Source organism: Variovorax brevis (genome assembly GCF_030317105.1).
Classification (GTDB): domain Bacteria; phylum Pseudomonadota; class Gammaproteobacteria; order Burkholderiales; family Burkholderiaceae_C; genus Variovorax; species Variovorax brevis.
In genome coordinates, this window is the sequence record NZ_JASZYG010000002.1 from 699,268 (window position 1) to 722,035 (window position 22,768).

The window sequence follows — 22,768 nt, forward strand, 5'->3', positions numbered from 1 at the left end:
GACTGATATCGTTGCCGCCTTCCCGATATCACGTGCGCGCAACATGACCCACCTAACGCCCTACGACAACGCAATCCATCGCCAAGGCGTCATCGAACTCTGGAAGGCGACCTTTTCCTACGGCACACCGCACAACGAACCGCCGCTCGTGATCGACAAGATGCTCGAAGTGGCGGGCAACTTCTTCTTCGTCGCGCTGGACAACACCGAAACCGAAGTGATCGGGACCATCCTGGCCGGCTACGACGGCCACCGTGGCTGGCTCTATTCCGTTGCGGTCAAGGCGACGCACCGGGCAAGCGGCATCGGCACGGCCCTGGTCCGTCGTGCTGAAGAGGCCCTCATCGAACGCGGCTGCATGAAGATCAACCTGCAGATTGTCGGCGGCAACGAGGCGGTCACGCCGTTCTACGAATCGCTGGGCTATGTGGTCGAGCCACGCGTCAGCATGGGCAAGCGCATTCCGGCGAACGTGCCGACTGCATGAGCGCGGTTCATTCGCCCGATCCAAGATAGACCGCCACCGGGGCAGGGCGTGCGGGCGAACGCCGCGCCTCGGCGGGCTTGAGTCCGAACAAGGGCCGCATCCAGCCCACCCGGCGAATGACGCCATCCGTCAGCATCCAGCAGCCGAGCGCGGTGAACGCCACCATCATCAGCGGTTCCATGACGGGCCCCAATTCGTAGCGCGCCAGCAGGACGGCGCCGAGAATGATCAGCGTCTGGTGCAGCATGTACCAGGGGTAGACCGATTCGTTGGCCCAGCGCAGCCAGGGCCACGGACGGTTCAGGTGGCGGTGCGCAAAGCCCAGGATGGCGGCGATGGCCGTCCAGAGATAGAGCGCGCGCAGCAGGCGCATCAGCCACGCGCCGGTCGAAGCGTCCAGCGGAAGTGCCCGCGCGACGAAGTAGAGGCCGACCAGCCCAAGCGCCAGCGCGAGCGAGAGGCGGCGCAGGCGTGCCAGCTCGTTCCACAGGCCGGCGTCCACCCCCATCCAGTAGCCGTAGAGGAACACCGTGAAATACAGCGGGTGCAGGTAGCCGTCATGGATCAGGTCGTGCGTCGCCGGAAAGCGGGCGGCCAGCGTCAGCGTGTACAGCGCCAGCGGCAGGGCGGGCAGCAGCAGGAGCCGCCAGCCGCGAAGGCCGGTGAAGGCGGCACGCAACCGAAGCCCGTGCGGCGAACGCAGCACCGGCAGCAAAAGTGCGAGGAGGGCGGTGTAGCAGAACAGGTAAGGCAGGTACCAGAGGTGGTTCCATGTGATGCCGAAGTCGGAGCCGTCGAAGGCCCCTTTCGGCCATGGGCCCTGTGCCCAGTAGCGCAGCATGAAGGCGCCGAAGCCGGGTGGCACCGAGCCGTTGGCCACGGCTTGCGCGTAAGCCTGGTAAGGGACGACCACCAGCATGCCGAACACCAGCGGCAGCAGCAGCCGCCACGCACGTTGACCGATCAGTCGCAGGGAGGATTCTCCCCGGCTCAAAAAGCCGAAGGCCACGCCCGAGACCAGGAACACCAAGTCCATCCGCCAGATGTTGACGAACTGCATCGGCCAGCGCAGCCACTCGGCCGCGTAGGGGCTCTTGAGGTGCCAGGGCCAGCCGGCCACGTAGTACATGCCCACGTGGTAGAGGATCAGCAGGCCGAAGGCCAGCGCGCGCAGCGCATCGATGTCGTATCGCCTTTCGTCTTTCATGGCGCTCTCCTGGAGGTAGAAGTGGCCGCCATGGTTGGCGCGAGGCCGCGAAAGCGGCTTGCCAATGGGTCGAGACGGGGCCGCTTTGTGACGAGCGGTGCCCGGCAGGGACGAAATCGTGGCGAAAAAAGCCGCTCCGGTCCCTTGCAATGGCGAAAATCCGCCAGATGGACGCGCCCCGCATGAACTCGTTCGAGCGCTACCGCCCCTTCCGGCGCCGGGCCGAGATCGCCTTCTGGGTGGTGCTCCTGGGACTGCAGGCCGTCTTCAGCATCGCGGTGGCCGTCGTCGACGCCCGTTCGGCCGGCCGCAGCGTCGCCTTCTGGGAAGTCGTGACGTGGGAGCTCACCAGCCAGCTCACCATGCTGGCGCTGGTGCCGGCGGTGATCGCTTTCGAGCGGCGCTTTCCGGTCAACCTGCGTTTGGTCGGGCGCAACTGGTCGTGGCATGTGCTGGCCAGCGTCGTCTTCAGCGTGGTGCACGTGGCGTGCATGGTGGCGTTGCGCAAGGGCATCTACGCGCTCGCCGGCGGCCGCTACGACTTCGGCGACTGGCTGCTGCGCTGGCCGTACGAATACTTCAAGGACGTGCGGACCTATGGGCTGATCCTGCTGGCGATCCTGACGTACCGGCTCTTCATGCTGCGGCTGCAAGGCGAGGCGCGCGTGCTGGACGAGCCGGAGGATGCGCCGGTGCCGGCCCTTGCTGCGGAAGCGCCGGATGGGGTGGGCACAGGGGATGCGGCGGGCGCGTCCGGGTTGAAGCTGCCGTTGGCGAGCGCCGCGCCTGCGCGGCCGGAGCGCTTCCTGGTGCGCAAGCTGCGGCGCGAATTCCTCATCGCCGCCGGGGACATCGACTGGCTGCAGGCGCAGGGGAACTACGTCGGCCTGCACGTCAACGGCCACGACTACCTCTTGCGCGCGACGCTGACCGACTTCCTGGCGCAACTCGATCCGGCGCGCCACGTGCGCGTGCATCGCAGCTACGCGGTGCACCTGGACCGCATCGCCGAGATCGAGCCGCTGGACGGCGGCGATGCGCGCCTGCACATGCGCGACGGGACGCATGTGCCGTGCAGCCGGCGCTATCGGGGCGCGTTGCAGGCATCGGCTGGCGTGGTGCCTGCGGCGCAGGCGACGGCAACGGCGCCCGCCTTTGCCGAGGCCGAATCGAACTGATTTCGCCGGGCCAAAACCGCGCCGACCGGCAAATGGCGGGCCGGTGTCGAGGGGATTGGTCCTTGTCCTACAGCGCCTTCGCGCAGGGCTTTCATACTCGCGTGAGCTTCGTACGGCACCCTGTCCGTTGCGCGCGCGAAGATGAACCAGGACAAGACTGAAGGCGACTCTTGAAGCTGCGAGCTTTTCTCGTTGAAGACAACGAAATCATCCGGAACAACCTGACCGAAACCCTGTACGAACTGGCCAACGTCGAAGTGGTCGGCACTGCCGCCCGCGAGACCGACGCCGTCGAGTGGCTGGGGGCCAACGAAGACAACTGGAGCGTTGCCATCGTTGACCTGTTCCTGCTTGAAGGCAGCGGCATCGGCGTCATCGCTGCATGCCGCGATCGCAAGCCTTTCCAGAAGGTGGCGGTCGTCACGAACTACGCTACGGCGGCGATGCGCCGGCGCTGTCTCGACTGCGGCGCGGATGCGGTGTTCGACAAGTCGACCGAGTTGGACGCCTTGCTCGATTACTGCGTCGCGACTTCAGGAGCCGAGCAGGCTGCGTAGTCGGCTCAATCCGTGCTGCACCGGTTCAATGCGGAAAAGAAACCGGAATTCGCATCTCTTGAATTGATGCTGGAACAACGATAAGTTGTTGATATTGTTTAAGTAAGCTGGTAGGGTGGCCGGAATCCAAACCGGAAACCATGTCAGTACCTTCGAAGTCCGTCGCTGTCTACGATCAGCCTCATCAGTTCGAGCCGCTTCTGCCCGCAAACGATTTGGGCGACGTGATCGAAGCCACTAGACGTATTTTCGAGAAGTCGTCAGAACTCAAGGCGTCGGCCAGTCCCGAGACGCGCGCGGTCCTTCGAGAAATTGTCAGGTCGATGAACTCCTACTATTCGAATCGGATAGAGGGGCAGGGAACGCATCCTGCCAACATCGAACGCGCCCTCAGGAAGGATTTTTCCGACAAGGCCGATGTAGCCAAGGGACAGCGGGTGGCGCTCGCGCACATCGAGGCGGAGCAGGAACTCGAGCAACTGGTGACGACCGAAGCGGGCGCACTCCAGAGTGACTTCCTGATTCAGGCCCATACGGGGCTGTACAGCCGGCTGTCGCTCGAGGATCGCGTCACAGACGACGGTCGCCTCGTCGTCCCGGGTCAGTTGCGCACGCATGACGTTGCAGTCGGTCGGCACCAGCCACCGGCGTGGCAGTCGGTCCCAAAGTTCCTTGCAAGAATGGATGAACGATATGGACGGCTGTCGGGTGTCGACGCCGTTCTGTACACCGTCGCGTCCGCACACCATCGCATGGCATGGACGCATCCCTTCGAAGACGGGAATGGGCGGGCCGTGCGATTGCAAACCCATTGCGCTCTCTTGCCGATCAACGGCGGACTGTGGTCGGTCAATCGCGGCTTGGCCCGTCAGCGCGAGCGCTACTACGAGATGCTGGACAACGCCGACAGCGCGCGGCAGGGCGACCTGGATGGTCGCGGCAACCTGAGTCAGCGAATGCTGCTCGAATGGTGCCGATACTTTGTGAGCGTGTGCGAAGACCAGGTGCAATTCATGGCCACCATGCTCGACTTGGGAAAACTCAAGGACCGGATTCGGGCGTACGTACTTGTTCGTGGCGCAACGGAAAGCATCACGGAGTACAGGGAGGAGGCCATTCTTCCCCTTCAGACTGTCGCCGCCACAGGTGCGATGTCTCGCGGAGATTTCATCCGCATGACCGGCTTGGAGGAGCGCACGGCACGAAAGGTGATCTCACGCTTTCTTGCCGACGGCATCCTGAGAAGCGACGGCCATCGCTCGCCGCTGAGCATTGGCTTTCCGTTGTCCTCGCTTGGCATCCTGCTGCCGAACCTCTATCCCGAAGCGTCGACGGTCGTCATCGACTGAGCCCTGCCGGGGCGAGACTCAAGGCTCGACGACATTGAACATCGGATCAAACTCGTCGAGCATCGACATCAACGCCTTCACGCAAGCGACGTCACCCGTGGCGGCGACGTCACCGCTCTCCAGCCCGTGCGCGATGGCCGAGGCCACGCCGCTGTCGTGCGCCAGCAATCCAACGAGTCGCTCGCGCGTCACCGCAATCGTGGCATCCGCGTCGGCCCCGCTCTCCATTCGACGGTAGGTCAAGGCTGCATTGCCCAGTGTCAGCACCCAGTGCTCGTCGGCATCGGTGATGTGCCAGCCGATCTGCATTGATTGGCCTTGTGCGCGCTCCGCAACCAGGCGAATCGCGAGGCAGTCGAGGAACATCTCCATCGGCACGGCCTTGAGCAGGTCGTAGCTCATGCTGCGCCGCTTGGCCTTGGGAACGCCTTCACGTAGCTCCCGCGCAGCCAAAACGTAGGCATTGCGCCAGGTTGACGATTCCGCCTCGAAGCCCAGTTGCTCCAGCGACGCCGCGCAAAGCTGACGCGCCGCGTGGTTCGCCGGATCGGCAAACACGAGATGGCTCAGCACCTCGGCCACCCAGCGGTGTTCGCCGCGTGCGAAGTCCTTTTGCGCGCGGGCCAGCAGCGCATCGGCGCCGCCCATGTAGTCGATATAGCGTGACCCCGCCTCCACCGGCGGCAGCGTGTGCAGGCGCGAAGGATTGCCGTCGTACCAGCCCAGGTAGTGCTGAACGACCGCCTTCACGTTGTGCACCAGCGCGCCGTAGTAGCCTTGCGCATGCGTCACCTGCGCGAGAGAAGGCGGCAGGCGAAGCTCCTCGGCGATCTCGATGGCGGTCTGGCCCTTGTTCATCAGACGCACGGTCTGGTCGTGCACGTACTTGTAGAGATCGCGCTGCTGTGCGATGAATTGCGTCAGCTTCTCCTGCCCCCAGGTGGGCCAGTTGTGCTGCGCGTACACGACGTCCGCGTGGGGCGCGAATTCGTGCAGCGCTTCGTCAAGATAGCGCGACCACAAGCGCGCATCGCGCACCTGTGCGCCGCGCAGGGGGCACAGGTTGTGCATCGTGTGCTGGCCGAGTTCGGCCAGGTTGAGCGCACGAAGCTGCGGAAAGAAAAAGAACATCTCCGACGGCGCTTCGCTTTCCGGCGCCAGCGCGAAGACGATCTCGATGCCGTCGATGACGTGCGTCTCGCGGTCTTTCTCGATGGTGCGGGTGGGTGGAATGAGCGTGATGGTGCCGTGCGGAAGGGTCTTGCCCAAACCGCAGTCCACTTGTGCACAGACGCCGCGCTGCAGCGTGCTGCCGAACTGGAACTGCGAGCGCCGCGACATCGCATTGCCCGCGATCATGTTTTCGGCCACCGTGTGCCAGAGGAAGCCGGCCGGCGCAATGATCGGGATGTTGTTTCGAATCGCGTGTTCCTCGTCGATCACGCCGCGCACGCCGCCAAAGTGGTCGACGTGGCTGTGGCTGTAGATCACGGCCGTCACCGGACGCTCGCCGCGCTGCTCGCGGTACAGCTTCAGCGCGGCCGCGGCCGTCTCGGCGCAGGTCAGCGGGTCGATGATGATGACGCCCTTGTCGCCCTCGATGATCGTCATGTTCGCCAGGTCGAAACCGCGCACCTGGTAGATGCGTTCGGTCACTTCGAACAGGCCGTGGTGCATGTTGCGCCGCGCCTGTTCCCACAGGCCCGGATGCACGGTGGGCGCGGCCACCTCGTCTTGCAGGAATTCGTAGCCGGCCAGCGTCCAGACCACGCGGCCGTTCGCATCGCGCACTTCGGCATTCGGCCATGTGGCGATGAAGCCGCGGGTGGCGTCGTCTTCTTGGTGAGCCGCGCTGGCCTTGGTGTCGGGGAAGAAGGGCGCTTGCGCGAGTCGGGCGTTGTTGTTGGTGGTCATGTCAATGCTCAGTCCAGTTTGGCGCCGGAGACCTTCACCAGGTGCTCCCACACCGGCCAATCGGCTGCGTAGTTCTGGCGGAACTGCTCCGCCGTGGTGCCCATGGGCAGCATGCCCAGCGGCTCGAATCGCTTGATGAGTTCAGGCGCGGCAATGGCCTGCTGCGCCACCTGCTGCAGCCGCGCGACGATGGGCTTGGGCGTGCCCTGCGGCACGGCCAGCGCGAGCCATCCGCTCATGCGGTATTGCGGATCGGCAAAGCCCGCTTCGGCAAAGGTCGGCACGTTGGGCAAGGCGGCCATGCGTTCAGTGCCCGTCACGGCGATGGCGCGCAGCTTGCCGGCGTCGATGAGGGGTTTGGACGTGGCGACGCTGCCAATGGTGAAGCTGAGCGTGCCGCCGGCAAGGTCTTGCAGCATCGGCGCCTCGCCCTTGTACGCGACGTGAGCGATCTCCGCTTTCCAGCTGGCCGCCATGTGCGCGCAAGCCAGGTGCGGATAGGAGCCCGCGCCCCAGGAGCCGCAGTTGCCACCCTTGCTGGCGGCGCGCATCTCGCGTTGCAGATCCGATACGGTGTGCACGCTGGAAGACGCGGGCACCAGCAGCACCAGCGGCGCAGTGGCAATCTGCGTCACCAGCGCCAGTTCCTTGCGCGGGTCGTAGGGCAGCTTGTCGTACAGGAACTGGTTCGTGAGCAGTGATTGCGTCAGCCCGACCAGAACCGTGTAGCCGTCCGGCGTCGCCTTGGCCGCGTAGTTGGTACCCAGGATGCCACTCGCGCCCGGCTTGTTGTCGATGATGACGGGCTGGCCGAGTTGCTTGCTCATCTGCTCGGCCAGCGCACGTGCGACGACGTCGGTTCCGCCGCCTGCCGCGTAGGGTACGACCATCGTGATGGGCTTGCGGGGGTAGTCTTGGGCCGTTGCCGTCGCGTGGATGGCGAATCCCGCCAGAAGAACGCCGGCGGTGCGCCAGGCGAAGTTGAATTTCATTGCGAGTCTCCGTTTTTTCGTGTCGAGTGATGGAATTCTGGTACGCCGGAGAAATAATCTCCAATGCAAAAAACGTCGTTTCTTTTTACATGGATTGCAAAAATGCAGTTGCGACAGCTCAGCCATCTTGTGGCCCTCGCAGAGCAGGGCAGCTTCGGTCGCGCCGCCGAGGCGGTGCACCTGTCGCAACCCGCCTTGTCGCGCAGCATCGAAGCGCTGGAAGAAGACCTCGCCGCGCGCCTGGTCGACCGCGTCTACGGCCAGGTGCGATTCACGGCTGCCGGTGAACTGGTGCTGGCGCGCGCGCGGGAACTGGTGGCAGACGCGGACCAGGTCAAGCGCGATGTGGCGATGCTGCAGGGCCTGTCCATTGGCAGCCTGCGTGTGGGCTTGGGGCCTTATGCGGCCAGCGTGCTCGGGCGGCCGGTGCTCTCGCAGATGATGCGTCGCCACCCGCAGATCGCCGTGCGCGTCGACCTGGCGGACCCCAACGAGTTGTGCGAGCGGCTGCACCGGCGCGAACTTGACCTGTTCGTGGCGGACACGCGCGAGCTGAAGAAGCAGCCAGGCCTGCAGCTCAAGCGCGTGCCCAATGTGCCCGTGTCATTCTTTGCACGTCCCGGCCATCCGCTGCTGGCGCTTTCCCAGGTCACGCTGGACCAGGCGATGGACTACCCCGTCGGAAGCCCCAACCTGCCCGCCGGCACCCATGCCCATTTCAGCAAGCAGGTCAGGCGAAGCGATCGACCCTTGTTCAATGTGGTGTGCGACGACCTGTGGACGCTGGTGCATCTTGCGCTGACCGCCGATGCCATCATCCTCGCGCCTGACTTCGCGCAGATGGGCGAGGGAAGCGCCGCCCTCGTTCGCGTGCCGATGAAGAAGCTGACCCACATGCAGACGCACTACAGCATCGTGATGCTGGCCAATCGAACGCCGTCGCCTGCGGCGCGGGCATTCGCGGGGCTGGTGCACGAGATGATGGGGTCGGCCGCAAAGAAGTGAACGTGCTTGAATTGCTCTCCGAGGAGAACTACCGTGGAACCTCTGAAACCCGCCGCGCCCGACATTCTCATCAGTGAAGTGGGGCCGCGCGACGGCCTGCAATCGATCAAGGCCACCATGCCGACCGCAGACAAACTGCGCTGGATCGACGCGCTGCACGCAGCCGGCATTCGCGAGATCGAAGTGGCGTCCTTTGTGCCGGCGCGCCTGTTGCCGCAAATGGCCGATGCTGCAGACGTCGTGCGGCACGCCATCACCTTGCCCGGGCTGACGGTGATGGCGCTGGTGCCCAACCGCAAGGGCGCGCAGGCGGCCATCGAGGCGGGCGTGCACAAGATCACCATGCCTGTGTCGGCCAGCGTGGCGCACTCGCTGGCCAACGTTCGCAAGACGCGCGAGGAAATGGTCGAGGAGGTGCGTGCCATCAGCGACTTGCGACGTGAGCTTGCGCCGCAGGTCAGGCTCGAAGCCGGCATCTCGACTGCCTTTGGCTGCACGCTGCAGGGCGAGGTGCCGGAAGACGAAGTCATCCGGCTGGCGGCGCAATGCGTGGAGGCCGGTGCCGATGAGGCGGGGCTTTCCGATACCGTGGGCTACGCCAACCCGGCGCAGGTTCGACGCCTCTTCAAGCGCCTGCGCGCGGAGCTGGGGGCCAAGGCCGGCGCGGCGCACATGCACAACACGCGCGGCCTCGGGCTGGCGAACTGCCTGGCCGCCTTCGAGGAGGGCGTGCGTACCTTCGATTCATCGCTCGGCGGACTGGGCGGCTGCCCCTACGCGCCAGGTGCTTCGGGCAACGTGGTCACCGAAGACCTGGTGTTCATGTTCGAGGCCATGGGCGTACGCACCGGCATCGACATCGAGCGCTTGCTGGTTGCGCGTGTTCCGCTCATGGCCGGCCTGCCGGGAGAGCCGGTCTACGGCATGACGCCCGAGGCCGGGCTGCCGAAGGGCTTCCGGCTGGCAAGAAATCAGCGCAGCTTGCCCGACAGGTAAGGCTCGGGGTCGACCGCCGAGCCCTGCTTGCGAATCTCGAAGTGCAGCTTCACGCGTTCGGCGCCGGTGCCAGTCTTGCCCATGGAGGCAATCTGCTGGCCTTGACGCACGACTTCTTTTTCGCGCACGAACGAGACTTGGTTGTGCGCGTAAGCGGTGAGGAAGTTGTCGCCGTGGTCCACGATGATGAGGTTGCCGTAGTTGGCCAACTCGTCGCCCACGTACACCACGCGCCCGTCGGCCGATGCCACCACGGGGTCGCCCAGGTTGCCCGCGATGTCGATGCCCTTGCGGGAGTTGCCATCAAAGCGCGCAATGGTCACGCCGTTGGCGGGCCGGATGAAGCGCGGCTGGATCTGCTTGGGAACCGGTGGAACGGCCTGCGTGCTGGGCGTCGGAGGCGGAAGGGGTGTGGTCTTGCAGGCCACCAGCACACTCGCGGCGAGCGCAATGCTGATGGCTTGAAGAAGGCGTAAGGGGCGTCGTGTCTGATCCATGGCTGGCATTGGAACGCAATCGCCGCCCGATGTTCCCTCCAAAAGGTGACGAGGCGTGAAGTAGTTTCCCTGAACCACGCGAAGCGTGCCAACGCTAACTTTGGGCTTCAAAGGTGTCACACGATAACGGCAGTGTGGACCCGGCCGAAGCTGCCATTTCGCCGGTCTTCGAAGTAGCAGCGCAGGGCTTCGCGCACAGTGCGAAAGGCGATTTCCTCCCACGGAATTTCGTCCTCGGTGAACAGGCGCGCCTCGATGGTCTCGTGTCCCGGCGCAAAAGTGTCGTTGATGAGTTCGGCAAGGTAGAACATGTGCACTTGCCCGACCCGCACCACGCTCATCACGGCAAAGAGCTCGCGCATTTCGAAGTTGGCGCCGGACTCTTCCACCGTTTCGCGTGCCGCGCCCTCCGCCACGCTTTCATTGAGCTCCATGAAGCCGGCCGGCAGCGTCCACTTGCCCCAGCGCGGCTCGATGTTGCGCTTGCACAGCAACACCTTGTCGCCCAGGAACGGAACCGTTCCAACCACGTTGTTGGGATTCTCGTAGTGGATCGTGTTGCACTGCGGGCATACCGCGCGCTCGCGCGTGTCGCCGTCATCCGGAATGCGGTAGACGACGGCGGTGCCGCAGTTCTTGCAGTGTTTGATCAGCGCGCGAGGGAACATGCGCGGATCACTCGACCTTGACCGTGAGCTTCGGCAGGCCCGCGACTTCGCCGACCATCGTGTCGCCCGAGACCACAGCGGCTACACCTTCGGGCGTGCCGGTGAAGATCAGGTCGCCGGGTTGCAGTTCCCACGCAGCCGACAGATGCTCGATGGTTTCGCCGATGTTCCAGATCAGCTTGCTCACGGTGCTGCGCTGGCGGTCGACGCCGTTGACCTGCAGCGAGATTTCGGCGTTGGCCACGTCGCCGGCCTGCGCCACCGGCACGATCGGGCCGATGGGCGCCGACTGCTCGAAGGCCTTGCCGATGTCCCAGGGCCGGCCCTGCTTCTTCATGTCGTTCTGCAGGTCGCGGCGCGTCATGTCCAGGCCAACGGCGTAGCCGTAGATGTACTGCTGGGCGTCGGCCGCCTTGATGTTCTTGCCGGCCTTGCCGATGGCCACCACGAGTTCGATTTCGTGGTGCAGGTTCTTCGTGAGCGTCGGATAGGCCATGGCGCCCGTCTGGCCCGCCTCGACCAGCACCACCGCGTCGGCGGGCTTCATGAAGAAGAAGGGCGGCTCACGGCCGGTGAAGCCCATTTCCTTGGCGTGCTCTTCGTAGTTGCGCCCGACGCAATAGATGCGGTGTACCGGATAGCGCGCCGGCTGCCCCACGACGGGGAGCGACACCATGGGAACGGCGCTGAAAACGTACTCGGAAGCCATCTCGTCTTTTCCTATTAAACAGTGGTCGGGGACTCTGAACGCGGCAGTGTGCCAGACGCGCCGGCCCTTCGCTTGTGTACGGGACTCGCCCGCCGCTATGCTCCCCGGATCATGAAGCTGTACAACTATTTTCGTTCCTCGGCGTCGTTTCGCGTGCGCATTGCGCTCGCGCTGAAGGGGCTTCCCTACGAATACGTGCCGGTGCACATCGCTCGCGGCGACCACAAGCGCGCGCCTTACGTCGAACAGTCGGCCGACACGCTGGTGCCGATGCTCGAACTGGAGGATGGCCAGCGGCTTTCGCAGTCGATGGCGATCATCGAATACCTCGACGAACTCCATCCCGAGCCAGCGCTCATTCCCGCGGATGCACTGGGTCGCGCGCGGGTGCGGGCCCTGTCGGAATCCATCGCCTGCGAGATTCACCCGCTGAACAACCTGCGCGTTCTCAAGCACCTCGTGCGCGAACTCAAGCTCGACGATCAGGCCAAGAACGGCTGGTATCGCCACTGGGTGCGCGAGGGCCTGGAGGCCTTCGAGCGGCAACTCGGGCAGCAACCGCGTTCGGTCTATTGCTACGGCGACACGCCGACCATGGCCGACTGCTGCCTCGTGCCGCAAGTTTTCAATGGCCAGCGCTTCGACTGCGATTTCAGCGGCCTGCCGCGCACCATGGCCGCCTTCGAGGCCTGCATGCAACTCGATGCCTTCCAGAGCGCGCAGCCCTCGCGCTGTCCGGACGCCGAAGCGTGAGCAGCGCCATCGATCCCGACTGGATCGTGCCGGATTGGCCCGCGCCTGCGGGCATCCACGCGTTGTGCACGACGCGCGCCGGCGGCGTCTCCAGCGGCGCGTATGCAAGCCTCAATCTGGGTGACCATGTCGGCGACGACCCTGCCGACGTGGCGCGCAACCGCTCGCGCCTTGCCGATGCCATCGGCGCGCGGCCGGTGTTTCTCCAGCAGGTCCACGGCACGCAAATCGTCCCGCTGGACGCCGGCTCGCCCGATGGATTGCAGGCTGATGCGTGCAGCACATCGCTTGCCGGCGTCGCCTGCACCGTGATGGTGGCTGACTGCATGCCCGTGTTGCTGACGGACCGGGCCGGTTCGCACGTTGCGGCTGCACATGCCGGCTGGCGCGGCCTGGCGGCAGGGGTGCTGGGGCGTGCCGTGGAAAGCTTTGGTGATGCGGACCGCGGCCATCTGATGGTCTGGCTTGGCCCGTGCATCGGGCCCAATGCTTTCGAGGTGGGGCCGGAGGTCAAGGCCGAGTTCGAGGCGCAGGACCCGCAGGCCGAGCGCTTTTTCACGCCCGCCGGGCCCCCGGGGAAGTGGCTTGCCAACCTGTCTGCGCTGGCGCGCCTGCAACTGCGGTCGATGGGCATTCAGGAAGTTCACGGCAACGATGGCACCGATACGTGGTGCACCGTCGCGAACCCTTCAAGGTTCTTTTCTCACAGGCGCGACCGGGTGAGCGGGCGCTTCGCCGCCCTGGTCTGGCGGCGCTGAGGCTTGGGCCGCCGCCCCGGCTCGAATGGCGGCCTCGCGCTCGGCCGCCTCGCGCGCCCTGTGGGCCCTGCGCCGTGCAGGCGTCATCATGATGTAGGCCACCACTGCGATGGGCAACAGGCCATAGAGCACGAAGGTGATGATCGCGCCCAGCACGGTGCCCGTGGTGTTGGTCGCTTCGGCCACCGCCATCATCAGCGCCACATAGAGCCAGGCGATGATCACAAGATGCATAACAGAAAGAACGAAAAGCGTGAAAGGTCCACCGCGTTGTGGGGGGTCGTCGAATGCAGCATACTCAATGCACGAATCCGATCACGTGAGGGACAGGAGACATGATGAAACAGCAGACAGCGGCATCAGATCTTTTCGAGCCGTTTCAGCAGGGGTGGAATCAGGCGCTGGAATCCATCCAGGCCTTTGGCAAGGGTCAGGGCAAGGGTGCCCCGTGGGACCTGCCGCAAATCAGCTTTGATGCGGAAAAGCTGCAAACCATGCAGCAACAATATGTATCCGAGGCCAGCGAGCTCTGGCAGCAGGGCTTCGCGCCCAAGCCCGGCAGTGACCGGCGCTTTTCCGGCGAGGCATGGAGCAGCAACCCGATGGCGTCCTTCACGGCAGCCGTCTACATGCTCAACGCCAAGACCTTGATGGCCATGGCCGAGGCCGCGCAAACGGACGAGAAAACCCGTTCCCGCCTGCGCTTTGCCATCGAGCAATGGATGGCAGCCTCTGCGCCAAGCAACTATCTGGCGTTCAACGCCGACGCAATCAAGAAAGCCATCGACACCCAGGGCGAGAGCATCGCCAAGGGCCTGCACAACCTGGTGAGCGACGTCAAGCGTGGCCACCTGAGCATGACCGATGAAACCGCGTTCGAAGTCGGGCGCAACGTGGCCACCACCGAAGGCGCGGTCGTCTTCGAGAACGAGCTGTTCCAGTTGCTGGAATACAAGCCGCTCACGGCCAAGGTCTACGAGAGGCCATTTCTCTTTGTGCCGCCTTGCATCAACAAGTTCTACATCCTCGACCTGCAGCCTGAAAACTCGCTGATCCGCTATGCGGTGGAGCAGGGCCATCGGGTTTTCGTCATCAGCTGGCGCAATCCGGACGATTCGCTGCGCGAAGCCACGTGGGACGACTACATCGAGAAAGCCGTCATCACGGCCATCCACACCGTGCAGGAGATCTCCGGCAGCGAACAGCTCAACGCTTTGGGCTTTTGCGTCGGTGGCACGATCCTGAGCACCGCACTGGCCGTCCTGGCGGCGCGCGGCGAAGGCGATGCCGTGTCGTCCGTGACGCTGCTGACCACGCTGCTCGACTTCACCGATACCGGCATCCTGAACATCTTCATCGACGAAGCCATGGTGCAGTACCGCGAAATGGAAATGGGCAAGGGCGGCCTCTTGCCTGGCGGCGACCTGGCGTCCACCTTCAGCTTCCTGCGTCCCAACGACCTCGTGTGGAACTACGTGGTGAGCAACTATCTCAAGGGCGAGACCCCGCCGCCCTTCGACCTGCTCTACTGGAACTGCGACTCGACCAACCTGCCGGGTCCCTTCTATGCCTGGTACCTGCGCAACACCTATCTCGAAGACAAGCTCAAGGTGCCCAACGCCCTGACGGTGTCCGGCGAGTCGATCGACCTGGGCAAGATCAAGGCGCCGGCGTACATCTACGGCTCGCGCGAAGACCACATCGTTCCCATCGGCGGCGCGTATGCGTCCACGCAGTTGCTCAAGGGCAAGAAGCGTTTCGCCATGGGCGCGTCGGGCCACATCGCGGGTGTGATCAATCCGCCGGCCAAGAAAAAGCGCAGCCACTGGATACGCGAGGACGGCAAGCTGCCGAAGTCGTACGACGAATGGTTTGAAGGCGCACAGGAGCATGCGGGCAGCTGGTGGACCGATTGGTCGCAGTGGCTCAAGACGCATGCGGGCAAGCAGATTGCCGCACCCAGGACCTATGGCCGCGGCAAGTACAAGGCGACCGAACCCGCGCCGGGCAACTACGTGAAAGCGAAGGCCTGACCCACCCCGGGCCATCAGCTTTTTTTCCGAGCTTCAGCAACCCCCAGGAGATATGCACATGGAAGATATCGTTATCGTTTCTGCCGCTCGCACGGCCGTCGGCAAGTTTGGCGGTTCGCTGGCCAGCATTCCCGCCACGGAGCTGGGCGCCATCGTCATCAAGGAAGTGCTGGCACGCGCCAAGCTGAGCAACGACGCAGTCGGCGAAGTCATCATGGGCCAAGTGCTGGCCGCCGGTGCCGGACAGAACCCCGCGCGCCAGGCGCTTCTGAAAAGCGGCATCGACAAGGGCGTTCCCGCGCTCACCATCAACGCCGTGTGCGGCTCGGGCCTGAAGGCCGTCATGCTGGCGGCACAGGCGGTGGCCACGGGCGACAGCGACATCGTCGTGGCGGGCGGCCAGGAAAACATGAGCCTGGCGCCGCACGTGCTGCCCAACTCGCGCAACGGCCAGCGCATGGGCGACTGGAAGCTGGTCGACACGATGATCATCGACGGCCTGTGGGACGTCTACAACCAGTACCACATGGGCATCACGGCCGAGAACGTGGCCAAGAAATACGGCATCGACCGCGCCGCGCAGGATGAACTGGCGCTGGGCAGCCAGACCAAGGCCGCCGCGGCACAGGACGCCGGCAAGTTCAAGGACGAAATCGCCGCCGTCACCATCCCGCAAAAGAAGGGCGACCCCATCGTCTTCGACAAGGACGAGTTCATCAACCGCAAGACCAACGCCGAAGGCTTGGCCGGACTGCGTCCCGCCTTCGACAAGGCCGGTGGCGTCACGGCAGGCAATGCCTCGGGCCTGAACGACGGGGCAGCTGCCGTGGTCGTGATGACCGCCAAGCGCGCGCAGTCGCTCGGCCTCACGCCGCTCGGCCGCATCGCCAGCTATGCGACTGCAGGTCTGGACCCCGCCATCATGGGCATGGGCCCGGTGCCGGCTTCGACCAAGGCGCTGCAGCGTGCGGGCTGGAAAGCCGCTGACCTCGACGTGCTGGAAATCAACGAAGCCTTTGCCGCGCAGGCCTGCGCCGTGAACCGGGAAATGGGCTGGGACGTCAGCAAGGTCAACGTGAACGGTGGCGCCATCGCCATCGGTCACCCCATCGGTGCGTCGGGCTGTCGCATTCTTGTGACGCTGCTGCACGAGATGCAGCGCCAGAACGCGAAGAAGGGCATCGCTTCGCTGTGCATCGGTGGCGGCATGGGCGTTGCGCTGACCATCGAGCGCTGATCTTCCTCTTTGCCTCAAGTCAAGCCGCGCTGATGCAGCGCGGCTTTTCTTTTTTGCATTTCCATTGGCGCACGATATGCTGGCTGCGCCATGGAAACCACTACGCTTGAAAAGCCTGCGGCGACCGCGCCGGCAGCGTTGCGCCAGATCGCCGACCTGCCCGGGCCGCGCGGCCTCCCGGTGCTGGGGCAACTGCTGGAGATCGATGGGTCCAGGATGCATCTGCAACTGGAGCAATGGGCGCAGGAGTTCGGCGCCGTCTACAAGCTGAAGCTGGGGCGCCGGAACTTTCTGGTCCTGGGCGACCACGAAGTCGTTGCCTCGGTCTTGCGCGACCGGCCCGAAGGCTTCAGGCGCACGCGGCGGTTGCAAGCCGTGTTCGAGGAGTTGGGTCTCAAGCCGGGAGTCTTCAGTGCCAACGGCGAAGACTGGCGGCGTCAGCGGCGCATGGTCATGGCTGGCTTCGATCCTGCGCACGTCAAGAGTTACTTTCCCTCGCTGCAGAACGTTGCTGACCGGCTGGGCCGGCGCTGGTCGGCCGCCGCGCGAAGCGGCAAGTCGATCGACCTGCAGGGCGACCTGATGCGCTACACGGTCGACACCATTGCCGGCCTGGCATTCGGTGCCGAGGTGAACACGCTGGAGTCCGAAGGCGACATCATCCAGCAGCACCTGGACAAGATTTTCCCGGCCGTGCTGAAGCGCGTGCTGGCGCCGATTCCAACGTGGCGCTACTTTCCCTCGGCCGCCGACCGGCGGCTGGCTCGGGGCGTGGCGGCGGTCAACGAAGCCGTCGACGCGTTCATAGCGCAAGCGCGTGCCCGGATGGAGGCCGACCCAACCTTGCGCACGCATCCGCGCAACCTGCTCGAAGCCATGATCGTCGCGGCGGACGAGCCGGGCAGTGGCATCACCGATCGGCAGGTGGCCGGCAACGTCATGACCATGCTGCTGGCCGGCGAGGACACGACGGCGAACACCATCGCGTGGATGATCGACCTGCTGTGGCGCCATCCCCAGGCGCTGGCCCGTGCGACGCAGGAAGTGCGCGCCGTGGTCGGCGACGGCGCCCGCCCGACCTTCGACCAGGTGGCGCAACTGGATTATGTGGAGGCCTGCGCGAACGAAACGATGCGCCTCAAGCCGGTGGCGCCGCTCATCGGTCTGGAGGCGCTGCACGACACAGTGATTTCCGACGTGCAGGTGCCCAAGGGCACGGTGCTGTTCGCCATCATGCGGCGCAACAGCGTGAGCGATGCCTACATGCCCGATGCGCAGGCTTTCGTGCCCGAGCGCTGGCTCGCTGGCGGCGACCCTGCTGCCTTGTCCAGCAGCGCCAGGCGCACGTCGATGCCCTTTGGCGCCGGTCCGCGCATCTGCCCGGGACGCTACCTCGCCTTGCTCGAAATGAAGATGGCCATGGCGACCTTGCTGGGCCGCTTCGACATCGAAGGCGTCGATACGCCGGATGGGCAGGCCGCGCGCGAATTGCTGTCCTTCACGATGACGCCTGTGGGCCTGCGAATGCGACTGCGCGAGCGCGCATAGCCGTATAGTGGGCGGGCGGCCCGGCAGGTCGTCCGAAGGGCGGCCGGTCGGTGCAAGTTCCCGGGGTTCCTTGCGATCCCCTCATCCAAAAAAAGGAAGAGACCATGAGCAGCCATGTCTACAAGCTTCTTGAACTCGCCGGCTCCTCGCCCACGAGCAGCGACGACGCAGTGCACAACGCCATTGCCAAGGCCAGCGAGACGGTGCGCAACATCCAGTGGTTCGAGGTCATCGAGACGCGTGGCCATGTGAAGGATGGCAAGGTCGCGCACTGGCAGGTCACGCTGAAGGTCGGGTTCACGCTCGAATAGCGGATCACCCCGGGCTCAGGCTCATGCCCGCATCCGGCCCTCGGGGATCGACTGCGCCGGGTCGCTTGTCCGTTGCCACGAATACACGGGGAACTCGCTCGCTGGACTGAAGCCCAGCGAATGCGCAAGCCAGCGCGAGGGCACGTTGTGTTCAAAGCAATCCCACGCCGGTTGCAGCCCGCGGCGAAGGCATTCGTCGATGAAGGCCGTGGCGACCATCTTTGCCAATCCAAGGTGCCTGCAGGGCTCAGCCGTCAGGATGTCGATGACGTGGCGCTTCCCGGCCACGAAGACCGAATAGCAAAGGCTCACGACCTGCTCGTCGGCCAGCACGCAGAAGCCGAGGGCGTTCTGCTCGAAGTCGATGGCCGACTTCCATGTTCCCCCCATCCATGGATAGAGGGTCGCTTCCGCCTTTCGCATCAGGGCTGCGTCGATCGGGACCATGGAGAAGCCCGGCGGAAGCGCCCGCTTGGTGCGCCGGACGCGGAAGTTGAAATGGTCGAATTCGAACGCGAACCTTTGGCGCTTCCGCGTGGAGGGGGAAATGGCCGCATCGAGCACTTCCACCCAGGCCCCATGGCCGGGATAGAGCACGAAGAAGTCCTGAGGCGCACGGGCTTGCAGCCATCGCACGCTGGCTCTTGCGAAGGCCGCGTTCGCACACTCGCCCGCGAGCACGCAGAAGCCGTTGTCGTAGAAAAAAGCAGATCGAAAGTCGTTCGGGGCGCTGATGAACACCTTGCCCTGCGTGCGGCCCGAGAGCACGGCATTTGCGACTTCCGCGCCGTTGCACGGGAGTTCCATCAAGGGATTCAAGGAGGCATAGCGTTCCGGTGCGAGTTCAAACATGACGCTTTCAAAGTTGGCCACTACCGCTGGGTCGGCGGGAGTAATGAAAAAATACTCCTTTTTATCATCGCCGTGCTTCTTTGCTTTCGCGTGATCTGCGTCAAAGCAAGCCTCGCGTAAAAATGATCGCCTCGCTGCCCTTGATGACCCGGTGAACCTGACGCCTGTCCGATGATCGTCCGTCCGCGACCGCACTGGCTTCGCATGCTCTTTGTCTGGCGCGGCTCGGTGCTGCGCGACATCGCGCCGCAATTGTTGGGGACCACCGCCTTTGCGATCGTTGTCACGATGCTCCACGGGCACCTCTTTGCCTGGAAGATCCCGCTCAACTTCGTGCCCTTCTCCCTCATCGGGTTGACGCTGGCCATCTTCCTGGGCTTTCGCAACAGCACGAGCTATGCGCGCTTCTGGGAGGCGCGCACGCTCTGGGGCGCCTTGCTCAACGAAACGCGCGCCTTGGTGCGCCAGGCGCTGACGCTGGCCGATTCGCCGTCGGAGGTGCGCACGCTGACCGCACGGCTGATCGCTTTTGTCCACGCAACGCGCCATCAACTGCGCATGACGGATCCGGTGGCCGACTTCCAGCGATTGCTGTCGAAAGAAGAGTGTGCCCGCCTGCAGCCGACCCGCTACAAGGCGGCGATGCTGCTGCTCATGGCCGGCGAATGGCTGCGAGACCGCCGGCAAGCGGGACAGCTGTCACCGGAGCTGATCCAGGCCATGGAAGGGCCGCTCGGCCGGCTGACGGAAGCGCTGGGCGGCTGCGAGCGCATCGCCAGCACGCCGATTCCGTTCACTTACGCCGTCATCATCCATCGCACCATTTACCTTTATTGCGTGCTGCTGCCCTTCGGGCTGGTCGACTCGATCGGGCCCATGACGCCGGTGATCGTCGCCTTCATCGCCTACACCTTCTTCGCGCTCGAGGCGCTGGGCGCGGAGATCGAGGAACCCTTCGGCACCCAGCCCAACGACTTGGCCCTCGATGCCATGTCGGCCATGATCGAGGCGACCCTGCGCGAGATGATGGGTGAAACGCTGCCTGCGCCGCCGCCGCTGGAGGGGGGGCGGGCCGGGTTCATTCAAACCTGAATCAGGCCTGAGGCTAGCTTCCAAACGTGTAGCGCACCCCGACCCAAGCCGTGCGCGGCGCACCGGGCGACCAATAGGTGGCCTGGCTCACCGGAAAGTCCCCGTTGGCGTTCGCCGGCAAGGCGCGTGCGATGTAGCTGCCGTTGGTGGTGAAGCCGTTGCTGCCCAGCACGCCACCCGTCGCGTACTTGCGGTCGAACAGGTTGGTGATCTGCAGGAAGAGCTTCAGGCCCGGCTTCGGCTTGTAGTCGACGCCGAGGTTGAACACCGCGTAGCCCGAGGTGCGGCCGGGGCCGGTGTAGTAGACGCCGTCCGGCACGTCCTGTCCGTTCTCATTGCCGCGCACGGCAGAGCCCGCCGACGCCGTCATGTCCAGCCCGATGCGCCATTGCATGTTCGGCTCCCAGTCCGCGTAGAGCTTCAGGGTCTGGCGCGGCAGCATGGGAATGCGGTCGCCCGGGTTGATCTGGATATTGCCGCCGGTGCCGGGGAAGCCCGCCTGCGCCAGGTCACTGCTGCTGTTGCCGGCGCCGCCGACGGTTTCCGGGCTTTGGTAGGTGGCGTCGAGCAGGCTCAGGTTGCCGCCGATGGTCCAGCCCTTGGCCGGCTTGGCGTGCAAGCCCATCTCGACACCCTGGCGCCGGGTCTTGCCGAAGTTCTTGAAGTAGCCGAAGCCGCTTACGTCGTCGGTGACGAAGAGCAGGTCATCGCGGTTGTCGGAGCGGAACACACCCAGGTTCCACGCCAGCTGGTTGTTCCAGGTGCCGCGGACGCCGGTTTCGAAGGTCGTGGTCACGACCTGCTTGAGCGGCGGGTCGCCGGCGAAGGAGTTGGGCAGCTTGCAGGGCGTCTCCGGATCGGCGCAACCCAGTTCGATGGCCGTGGGCGCACGGCTGCCCTGGTTGGCGCCGGCGTAGAAGGTGAAGCTCTCGACGGGCTTGAAGGTCAGGCCGATGGCCGGGTTGAATCGCGAGAAGTTGTGCTCGCCATCCAGCGAACCCGGTTCGCCGCCGGGCGTGATGCCATCGACATTCTTCACCTTGGTGTAGTTGTAGCGGCCTGAAAGGGTCAGGTGCGTCATGGCGTTCAGCGCCATGGTGTCGGTGAGGTAGATGCTGCCGGTTTGCGAACGGCTCGTCAGGTCGACCCGGCCGTCGAAGGCATCTTCCGAGTCCTGCGTGCCGTCGGCGAAGGCATCGACACCGGTGAGGGTGCGGTCCGGATTCAGATAGGCGAACTGCGTACCCTGCGTGAAGCTCACGCGGCTGGCGTCGTACGCAACGCCGGCGGTGACGAGGTGTTCGATGCTGCCCGTCTTGGTCTGCGCCGAGACCTGGCCCGTGAAACCGTAGTTGCTCTGGTTGGTGGAGGTGGTGTTGATCAGGCCGTTGCACTTCTCGTTCGGCTCACTGTTCAGGAGCGCGGTGGCGATGCAACGCCAGCTCGGAAAAGGCGTGTTCGAGGAGTTCTCGCCACTCGTCGGAAAGCCCGTGTAGCCCGCGTCAGCGAGCGCCGCGCGCTCGGCGGCATTGGGCTGGTAGACGTTCTCGCTGAAGGCGTCGTCATTGACGTCGCCATTGAAAGTCCTGGTGCGGATCTTCCGGTAGTACGCATTGCCCGAGAAGCTCACGGCGTCGTTGATGGCGTGCGTGCCGGCCAGGTTGAGGAACACCGACTTGTTCCTGGTCTGGTCGGGAATCGAAAGCACGCTGGACCAGTCGCGCTGCAGCGCACCCAATTCCTGCGCTCCGTTGCCGGTGAGGTCGTTGTCCGCGAGTGCCAATGTCAGTGAGAGGTCGGTGTCGCGCATCGTGCGGCCCACCTTGGCGAAGAGCTGGCTCAGGTCCGAGGGCGATGCCGTGCGCCAGCCGCGCTCGTGAAAGCGGTTGCCGGTCACGAACCAGTTGAAGCCGCTTTCCTTGTCGCTGCCGCCCGTCTCGAACTCCGCGGCCACGCGCCCGTAGGAGCCCCCCAGAAATTGAACGGAGGTGCCCGGGTTGTTGATGCCGTCCTTGGTCTGGATGGACAGTGCGCCGCCCAGCGTGTTGAGCCCGAAGAGCGGATTACTGCCCGGCATCAGCGCAATGTTGGCGATGGCCGAGCTTGGAAAGAGGTCCCAGCTCACCACGTCGCCAAAGGGCTGGTTCAGCCGCACGCCGTCCATGAACACCGACAGGCCCTGCGGGGTGCCGAGCAAGGGAGATGCCGTGAAGCCCCGGTAGTTGATGTCGACCTGGAACGGGTTGCCCTGCGTCTCGTTGATGGTCACGCCACCGACCGCACGCGCCAGGTAGTTCGAGAGGTCCAGCGAATGCAGGCGTTCCATGTCGGCGCCGGTGGCCGTCTGCACATTGGCGGGGATGTCGTCGATCGGCACATCCAGGCCATGCAGCGGCGTGGCCGAGATGACATTGATTTGAGGCAGTTGCCCGGCGGGCACGTTGGCTTCGTCTGGCGCCGCGGGTTGCGTTGTCTGCGCATGGGCCGCCAATGTGCTGCAAAGCAGCAGGCCGGCTGCCGCAATGGGTGCCAATGAAAAGGCAAAGGCGCGCGCGCAACGCTTCATAGGGTCTCCTGCTGTTGTTTTCTTTTTCGCGCATCGCTGCGCGCCCAACAGTCAAGTTA

22 protein-coding genes are annotated in these 22,768 nt (G+C 64.7%); 13 read left to right on the plus strand and 9 right to left on the minus strand.

Annotation, left to right across the window (positions count from 1 at the left end; all coding sequences use genetic code 11):
- Positions 1-43: 43 nt before the first annotated feature.
- Positions 44-487, plus strand: coding sequence for a GNAT family acetyltransferase (locus QTI66_RS07865; protein WP_286558687.1), 444 nt, complete (start codon positions 44-46; stop codon positions 485-487).
- Positions 488-494: 7 nt separating this feature from the next.
- On the opposite strand, the gene QTI66_RS07870 is transcribed toward QTI66_RS07865, so the two are convergent.
- The gene (locus tag QTI66_RS07870; RefSeq protein WP_286558689.1) at positions 495-1,694 is read right to left on the minus strand and encodes an acyltransferase family protein; all 1,200 of its coding nucleotides are present in this window, start codon (positions 1,692-1,694) and stop codon (positions 495-497) included.
- Between the two features lie 167 nt (positions 1,695-1,861).
- Here QTI66_RS07870 and QTI66_RS07875 point away from each other — a divergent pair, with 167 nt between their 5' ends.
- The 3 genes from QTI66_RS07875 to QTI66_RS07885 all read left to right on the plus strand — a co-directional run bounded on the left by QTI66_RS07875 (position 1,862) and on the right by QTI66_RS07885 (position 4,778).
- Positions 1,862-2,872 carry a LytTR family DNA-binding domain-containing protein gene (locus tag QTI66_RS07875; RefSeq protein ID WP_286558691.1) on the plus strand — a complete coding sequence of 337 codons (1,011 nt, stop codon included), beginning with the start codon at positions 1,862-1,864 and terminating at the stop codon, positions 2,870-2,872.
- A gap of 170 nt (positions 2,873-3,042) precedes the next feature.
- On the plus strand, positions 3,043-3,429 hold the full coding sequence (locus QTI66_RS07880; protein WP_286558693.1) for a response regulator: 387 nt from the start codon (positions 3,043-3,045) through the stop codon (positions 3,427-3,429).
- A 140-nt stretch (positions 3,430-3,569) separates the two neighbouring features.
- Positions 3,570-4,778, plus strand: a complete 1,209-nt coding sequence (locus QTI66_RS07885; protein ID WP_286558694.1) for a Fic family protein — start codon at positions 3,570-3,572, stop codon at positions 4,776-4,778.
- Between the two features lie 18 nt (positions 4,779-4,796).
- On the opposite strand, the gene QTI66_RS07890 is transcribed toward QTI66_RS07885, so the two are convergent.
- Both QTI66_RS07890 and QTI66_RS07895 read right to left on the minus strand, forming a co-directional pair.
- Positions 4,797-6,692: an alkyl/aryl-sulfatase gene (locus QTI66_RS07890; RefSeq protein ID WP_286558696.1), complete on the minus strand. Its 1,896-nt coding sequence runs from the start codon at positions 6,690-6,692 to the stop codon at positions 4,797-4,799.
- Positions 6,693-6,700: 8 nt separating this feature from the next.
- The gene (locus QTI66_RS07895; protein WP_286558697.1) at positions 6,701-7,684 is read right to left on the minus strand and encodes a Bug family tripartite tricarboxylate transporter substrate binding protein; all 984 of its coding nucleotides are present in this window, start codon (positions 7,682-7,684) and stop codon (positions 6,701-6,703) included.
- 102 nt (positions 7,685-7,786) lie between these two features.
- On the opposite strand from QTI66_RS07895, the gene QTI66_RS07900 reads away from it, so the two are divergent.
- Together QTI66_RS07900 and QTI66_RS07905 are read left to right on the plus strand one after the other, a co-directional pair.
- Positions 7,787-8,689, plus strand: coding sequence for a LysR family transcriptional regulator (locus QTI66_RS07900; protein ID WP_286558699.1), 903 nt, complete (start codon positions 7,787-7,789; stop codon positions 8,687-8,689).
- A 33-nt stretch (positions 8,690-8,722) separates the two neighbouring features.
- Complete coding sequence (locus tag QTI66_RS07905) at positions 8,723-9,685, plus strand: hydroxymethylglutaryl-CoA lyase (RefSeq protein WP_286558700.1); 963 nt, start codon at positions 8,723-8,725, stop codon at positions 9,683-9,685.
- On the opposite strand, the gene QTI66_RS07910 is transcribed toward QTI66_RS07905, so the two are convergent.
- The 3 genes from QTI66_RS07910 to QTI66_RS07920 form a co-directional block, all read right to left on the minus strand.
- On the minus strand, positions 9,661-10,182 hold the full coding sequence (locus tag QTI66_RS07910) for a murein hydrolase activator EnvC family protein (protein ID WP_286558702.1): 522 nt from the start codon (positions 10,180-10,182) through the stop codon (positions 9,661-9,663). The genes QTI66_RS07905 and QTI66_RS07910 overlap by 25 nt on opposite strands.
- Before the next feature lie 116 nt (positions 10,183-10,298).
- On the minus strand, positions 10,299-10,850 hold the full coding sequence (locus tag QTI66_RS07915) for an NUDIX hydrolase (RefSeq protein ID WP_286558703.1): 552 nt from the start codon (positions 10,848-10,850) through the stop codon (positions 10,299-10,301).
- Positions 10,851-10,857: 7 nt separating this feature from the next.
- Entirely contained in the window at positions 10,858-11,559 is a 702-nt protein-coding gene (locus QTI66_RS07920; protein WP_286558705.1) for a fumarylacetoacetate hydrolase family protein, read from the minus strand.
- Between the two features lie 111 nt (positions 11,560-11,670).
- Here QTI66_RS07920 and maiA point away from each other — a divergent pair, with 111 nt between their 5' ends.
- Complete coding sequence (gene maiA, locus QTI66_RS07925) at positions 11,671-12,312, plus strand: maleylacetoacetate isomerase (protein ID WP_286558706.1); 642 nt, start codon at positions 11,671-11,673, stop codon at positions 12,310-12,312.
- Positions 12,309-13,070 carry a peptidoglycan editing factor PgeF gene (gene pgeF / locus QTI66_RS07930; RefSeq protein WP_286558708.1) on the plus strand — a complete coding sequence of 254 codons (762 nt, stop codon included), beginning with the start codon at positions 12,309-12,311 and terminating at the stop codon, positions 13,068-13,070. Before maiA ends, pgeF begins: the two co-directional genes overlap by 4 nt.
- Here pgeF and QTI66_RS07935 read toward each other — a convergent pair.
- Positions 13,002-13,304: a hypothetical protein gene (locus tag QTI66_RS07935; protein ID WP_286558709.1), complete on the minus strand. Its 303-nt coding sequence runs from the start codon at positions 13,302-13,304 to the stop codon at positions 13,002-13,004. The genes pgeF and QTI66_RS07935 overlap by 69 nt on opposite strands.
- 104 nt (positions 13,305-13,408) lie before the next feature.
- Here QTI66_RS07935 and phaC point away from each other — a divergent pair, with 104 nt between their 5' ends.
- The 4 genes from phaC to QTI66_RS07955 all read left to right on the plus strand — a co-directional run bounded on the left by phaC (position 13,409) and on the right by QTI66_RS07955 (position 18,199).
- Positions 13,409-15,103, plus strand: coding sequence for a class I poly(R)-hydroxyalkanoic acid synthase (phaC, locus tag QTI66_RS07940; protein WP_286559053.1), 1,695 nt, complete (start codon positions 13,409-13,411; stop codon positions 15,101-15,103).
- Positions 15,104-15,161: 58 nt separating this feature from the next.
- Positions 15,162-16,340 carry an acetyl-CoA C-acetyltransferase gene (locus QTI66_RS07945; protein WP_286558710.1) on the plus strand — a complete coding sequence of 393 codons (1,179 nt, stop codon included), beginning with the start codon at positions 15,162-15,164 and terminating at the stop codon, positions 16,338-16,340.
- A 90-nt stretch (positions 16,341-16,430) separates the two neighbouring features.
- A complete protein-coding gene (locus QTI66_RS07950) occupies positions 16,431-17,888 on the plus strand; it encodes a cytochrome P450 (RefSeq protein WP_286558713.1) in 1,458 nt (485 codons plus the stop codon).
- A gap of 104 nt (positions 17,889-17,992) precedes the next feature.
- Positions 17,993-18,199 (plus strand): dodecin, encoded by a 207-nt coding sequence (locus QTI66_RS07955; RefSeq protein WP_286558714.1) that lies wholly within the window; start codon positions 17,993-17,995, stop codon positions 18,197-18,199.
- 21 nt (positions 18,200-18,220) lie between these two features.
- Here the strand turns inward: QTI66_RS07955 and QTI66_RS07960 are convergent, their stop codons facing one another.
- Positions 18,221-19,051 (minus strand): GNAT family N-acetyltransferase, encoded by an 831-nt coding sequence (locus QTI66_RS07960; protein WP_286558715.1) that lies wholly within the window; start codon positions 19,049-19,051, stop codon positions 18,221-18,223.
- A 171-nt stretch (positions 19,052-19,222) separates the two neighbouring features.
- Here QTI66_RS07960 and QTI66_RS07965 point away from each other — a divergent pair, with 171 nt between their 5' ends.
- Positions 19,223-20,143 carry a bestrophin family protein gene (locus QTI66_RS07965; protein ID WP_286558717.1) on the plus strand — a complete coding sequence of 307 codons (921 nt, stop codon included), beginning with the start codon at positions 19,223-19,225 and terminating at the stop codon, positions 20,141-20,143.
- A gap of 13 nt (positions 20,144-20,156) precedes the next feature.
- Here QTI66_RS07965 and QTI66_RS07970 read toward each other — a convergent pair whose 3' ends face one another.
- Positions 20,157-22,709, minus strand: a complete 2,553-nt coding sequence (locus tag QTI66_RS07970) for a TonB-dependent receptor (protein WP_286558719.1) — start codon at positions 22,707-22,709, stop codon at positions 20,157-20,159.
- Positions 22,710-22,768: the final 59 nt, after the last annotated feature.